We start from the raw sequence: 5,136 nt of genomic DNA, 5'->3' as shown, positions 1-5,136 counted from the left end.
GCGGGCGGGAGTTCCGGCACGATCCACAGGTCCGGCGGGGTGCGCTCCGGCTGGGCCAGGTCCTGGAAGAGGTCGATGGTGCGGCCCAGCACGCTGATGGGCCCGCGCGACGCGATCTCCGGGTCCGTGCGGCCCACGTCCAGCGCCACGACGTAGCGCGCGCCCAGCTGCCGCGCCGCGTCCAGGGGAAGGTTGTCGGCCACGCCGCCGTCGATGAGCGTGCGGCCCTCCCACTCCACGGGCGCGAACACGCCGGGCACGGCAAAGCTGGCGCGAACGGCGCGGGCCAGGTCGCCGCGCGCCAGTACCACCGCCTCGCCCGTGCGCAGGTCCGTGGCGACCACGCGAAAGCGGCGCGCCAAGCGGTCGAAGTCCCCGCGGGCGCGGGACTCGGCGTCGAACAGCAGCTGCACGAGCGCGCGGTTCATCCGCCACTGCGGGACGAAGCCGCGCGGGTAGCGCAGCGGGTCCGTCTGCAGGTCGTAGTTCACGAGCGGATAGCGCACGGCCCGCTCCGGCCCGATCACCGATGGCGCGGCCGTGAACAGCTCGCCCCAGCGCACGGCGCGGACGAGCCGCTGGATCTCGTCCGCGGGGTAGCCGGCGGCGTACAGGGCCCCCACCAGCGCGCCGACGCTCGTGCCGGCCACGATGTCGGCGTCGTATCCGCGCTCCTCCAGGGCCAGCAGCGAGCCGGGATGCGCCAGCCCGCGCGAGCCGCCGCCGCTGAGCACCAGGGCGTCCGTGCCCGTAGCGGGCCGAAAGGGAGTAGAGACGGTGTCCGTGGGGACCTGCGCCCCCGCGGGGGGCACGCCGGCGAGCACAGCCGCCGCGATCAATGTGGTAAGGACGCGCGCGAACGGGCGTGACGAGGCAGCGGGCACGGGCATGGGGTCCGGAAAACGCGAGAACGGGGCGGGTACGGATGAGTACCGGCGGATGCGTCGAAGGGGGCAAGCGCCATGCCCTCGCACGAGCACATATAAGATCGAGCCGGATCGTCCGGCGATGGGCCGATTCGCACGGCGGCGCGCGCGCAAACAGAACGGGCTCCCGGATTCGCGGGAGCCCGTGTCGTTGGGGCGGATGACGATCGAAGATCGCGACGCGCTTCAGAAGCGGATGGCGACGCCGGCGTCCAGTTGCGAGAAGCCGTCGCCCGCGGACAGCTGGCCGAACCACGCGGAGCGGCCCGCGCGCAGCGGGTGCTCGTAGCGCACCAGGCCGTACGGAGTCGCGTCCACGACGCGCCCAGGCGCGCGCCGGCGCCCACGCCCCAGTGCGGCGACAGAACGCCCATCAGCTCCGCGCGACCGGCCAGGCCCAGGTCCGGCAGGCAGGCGGCGCCTTCCGCCCGCAGGCCGTCGCGCGAGTCCACGCAGGCGCGCTGGTCCGTGCCGTCGAGGTTCTCCGTGTAGTAGTACGGGCTCCGCGAGTCCTCCGTCAGCAGGAGGTCCAGCGCCACCGTCCCGCGCATGGGCAGGCCAAACGCGTGGAGCCGATGCGCGGCAAAGCCCGTCATGGCGGCGCCCAGCGCCCGGTCGTGGTTCAGCCCCACGCACGTCCGGCCAGACTCGCCCCCGGCGGAGACGTCACTCGGCATCGGCAGTCGCGGGATGAACGCCTCCGTTGCACGGCGGCGGCGCGGGCGCGAGGTTCACGGCATCCGTGCGGGGCCGCTGCGAATGCCAGACAGGAGGCGGGGATGGAGGGGATTCTTCCGGGGGAGGTGGCTTGGTACGTCACGGGCCGGTTCTACGCGGCGCCGGACGGGTCGCTGCGTGACGCCGGCTACTTTCTGCACCTGCAGGGCATTCACGCCCCGCTCTTCGACGGCGCGCCGGGCGAGGGGACGGCGCACCTCACCTTCCTGGCGGAGCCGTTCACGGCCAGGCCCGTGCAGAACGGCGACCTGTCGCTGGGGCTGGACGCCAAGGGCGACTTTTCTGTCTACCTCAACCGCCACCCGACCGCCACGTTCGACCATCCGCACTCGTTCGGCGCGGGCGAGGAGGTGGCGCGGTTCCGGCGCGTGGCCGTGGTCACGGGGACCACGCTGGGCACGGGGAGCGCCGACACGCCGCTGCTGGCGCTGAACGTGTTCTCCGCACGGCTGATTGCGAGCCGGCCGTTCGAGCTGGCCGGACGCACGTACGACCTTGCCCGGCTGATGCCGCACGGCATCACCCAGTGGGGGACGGCCGCCACCACGCCCGCCGCCACCCTCGCCGGCTTCACGAGCGTCATCCCCTTCGTGGGCTCGGCCATCGCCATCGGCGCACCGGCGCGGGCGGGCTAGCGCGGAGTACGCGCGTGTCGGGGGCGGATGGACGTAGCAGACTCCACGGGGGCGCCCCCTCCGGGCTCGCGGAGCTCGCCCACCTCCCCCAAAAACCCCTGGGGGAGGTTGAACAGCGGTTGGTCAAAGACTCGGAGGGTGTTGCCAAATCCTTGGATAGAAGCCAAGGAGCGTCATCCTGAGTCATTCGGCGCTGCGCGCACCCTACGGGATGAAAGCCGCCGCAGCTCAACCTCCCCCAGGGGTTATTGGGGGAGGTGCGAGCCTACGCGAGCGGAGGGGGCGCTCGCGTGAGGCCTGCTACACGCCAGAACCAGCCCTCTCTTTCTATTCAGGGAGCGCCGCGCGTAACGGGGACGCAGACAAAAGCTTGGCGCGACCGAAGGATCTTGCGTGCGCAACTCGAACGCGGCTTTCGTGCACGAGAGCCGCCGCAGAGTTTCGCGGGCAAGATCCTTCGTCGCCGCCAAAGATCACGTTTGGACAGGGACCACGCGGCGGCTCCTCAGGATGACGCGGCCCGGAGTTCGAGGCTTGGCAACACCCTCTCAGTCTCAGGATGACGCGCGTGCGAGGGTCCGGTAATCGACGCGCTAAAGTCCGCGGCAGGAGCAGCCGATACCTTCCCGCATACCCTTCACTGAAGGAGGGGTGGAAGAACAGGGCAAATCGCCTCCGCCGCCTCGCGACGGAGGCATTTACTCGTTTTTGTTCCGGAAAAGAGTCTATTCCCTCCTGCGCCCCGCCTCCGCGCTCAGCCCATCCTGAATCCCAACCTTCTCCCTACCATCACCTTACGCGCGAAATACACGCGCTTCCCGCCAGGATGTACACACCGCGCGGGTCTCCATCAGGAGATCGCAATGGGAGCGCCCCGCTCAAACCAAACAAGATCTTTGCTAAATCGTTGCACTACCTCACCTTGCGACGGTACGGCCGGAGCGTTAGGGTTGTCGCCTTCCCACTGGCGTACCCTCACGTTGGAATCTCATGTTTTCCATCGCACGACCCGTCCAAGGCGCGCGGCGCTGGACCGTGGCGGCGCTTGCACTGCTTGCCGCCGCCTGTACGGACCAGCCCACGGCCAACGCCCCCGAGCCCGTCGCCGGCCCCGGCGGCGCGCCGGCAAGCCAGCTCCTGTGCAGCGTCACCGTCAGCACGGGCGCGCTGGAGTGCGCCGGCGACGTGGGGACGGCGCCGGGCGGGCCCCGGTCCACCCTCTACGGCGGGCAAAACTCGCTCGTGCGGCTGAGCTCGGCCAACGCCGACACCACCGGCGGCGTGTTCGAGGTGGACGTCACCGTCACCAACCTGCTGGCCAGCCAGGCCGTCGGCACGGTGGACGGCGTGACGGCCCACGCGAACGGCGTGCGGGTGTTCTTCGCCACGGGCCCCACGGTCTCGGGCGGCTCGGGCACGGTGGTGCTGGCCAACGCGGACGGCGACGACTTCTTCACGGAGCCGGAGCAGCCGTACTTCCAGTGGAACGGCGTCCTGGCCCCCGGGGCCACGTCGGCGGCCAAGCCGTGGCGGTTTGCCCTTTCGCAGGGCGTGACCCGCTTTTCGTTCGTCGTCTACGTCTCCACCGAGGTGCAGAACCGGCTGGTGATCTCGGAGCTCATGGCCAACCCGGCCGGCACCGTGCAGGACAGCCTGGGCGAGTACGTGGAAGTGTACAACGCGGGCGCGTTCGCCGTGAACCTGCGCAACTACGCCGTGCGCGACAACGGCGGATCCACGACCATCGGGGCCGACGTGATCGTGCCCGCGGGCGGGTACGCGGTGCTGGGCCGCAGCGTGGACCCCGCCAAGAACGGCGGCATCACGGTGGACTACGCCTACACGGCCACCATCGGCACCACGTCGTCCAACCTGCAGTTCTCCAACAGCGGCGCGGACCGCTTCGTCATCCGCGCCCCCACGGGCGTGATCGCCGACTCGGTGTCGTACACCTCGTCGGGCACGGTGGCCAAGAACGGCGTGGCCCGCGAGCTCACGGACGTGTCGCTGGACAACGTGGCCGTGGACGGCGCCAGCTGGACCGACGCCACCAACGTGTACGACGCCACCAACAACAACCGCGGCACGCCGGGCACCTCGCCCACGGGCGGCGGCAGCGGGCCGCCCCCGGTGGCCGGCCCCGTGACCACGGTGACCGTCACGCCGGCCAGCCAGACCCTGGCCCCCGGCACCACGCGGCAGTACACCGCCGTGGGCCGTGACGGGACCGGGCAGGTGGTGAGCACCACCTTCACGTGGAGCAGCACCAACGAGGCGGTGGCCACGGTGAGCGCCACGGGCATGGTCACCACCCTCGCCGACGGCTCCACCACCATCCGCGCCACGTCGGCCAACGGGGTCCTGGGCAGCACCACGCTCACGGTGGCCACGGCGTCCACGGGCTCCGTGTACCGCAACCACCTGGAGTTCGGCGTGCCCACCGACGCCAACGCGTCGGACGACATCCTGCTCAACAAGACCACGTACTCGCTGTCGTACAACTCGGCGCGGGGCGGGCCCAACTGGGTGAGCTGGAACCTGAACTCCACGCACTTTGGCGGCGCCAACCGCTGCAACTGCTTCGCGGCCGATCCCACCCTGCCGGCGGGGGCCACGGTCATCACCACGTCGGACTACACGGGCAGCGGGTACAGCCGCGGCCACATGGTGATGAGCGAGCAGCGCACGGCGACCCCGGGCGAGAACGAGTCCACGTTCTTCATGACCAACATCCTGCCGCAGCTGCAGGACATGAACGGCGGCCCCTGGCTCAAGTTCGAGGTCTACACCAACGACCTTGCCCGCGTGAACGGCAAGGAGGTGTACAACATCGCCGG

4 protein-coding genes are annotated in these 5,136 nt (G+C 70.6%); 2 read left to right on the top strand and 2 right to left on the bottom strand.

Annotation, left to right across the window (positions count from 1 at the left end; all coding sequences use genetic code 11):
• Together VFZ20_RS05120 and VFZ20_RS05115 are read right to left on the bottom strand one after the other, a co-directional pair.
• Positions 1 to 890, bottom strand: an 890-nt coding sequence (locus VFZ20_RS05120) for a patatin-like phospholipase family protein (RefSeq protein ID WP_329682759.1), incomplete at its 3' end; no start/stop codon positions are given.
• A 222-nt stretch (positions 891 to 1,112) separates the two neighbouring features.
• A complete protein-coding gene (locus VFZ20_RS05115; protein ID WP_329682758.1) occupies positions 1,113 to 1,244 on the bottom strand; it encodes a hypothetical protein in 132 nt (43 codons plus the stop codon).
• A gap of 461 nt (positions 1,245 to 1,705) precedes the next feature.
• On the opposite strand from VFZ20_RS05115, the gene VFZ20_RS05110 reads away from it, so the two are divergent.
• Together VFZ20_RS05110 and VFZ20_RS05105 are read left to right on the top strand one after the other, a co-directional pair.
• Positions 1,706 to 2,299 carry a hypothetical protein gene (locus VFZ20_RS05110; RefSeq protein ID WP_329682757.1) on the top strand — a complete coding sequence of 198 codons (594 nt, stop codon included), beginning with the start codon at positions 1,706 to 1,708 and terminating at the stop codon, positions 2,297 to 2,299.
• A gap of 1,035 nt (positions 2,300 to 3,334) precedes the next feature.
• On the top strand, positions 3,335 to 5,136 hold a 1,802-nt coding region (locus tag VFZ20_RS05105), incomplete at its 3' end, for a DNA/RNA non-specific endonuclease (RefSeq protein ID WP_329682756.1).

Origin of the sequence: Longimicrobium sp. (genome assembly GCF_036280135.1) — a bacterium.
Taxonomy (GTDB): Bacteria; Gemmatimonadota; Gemmatimonadetes; order Longimicrobiales; family Longimicrobiaceae; genus Longimicrobium.
Note: the sequence above shows the minus strand (reverse complement) of the source record. Positions and strands in the feature narration are given on the sequence as shown.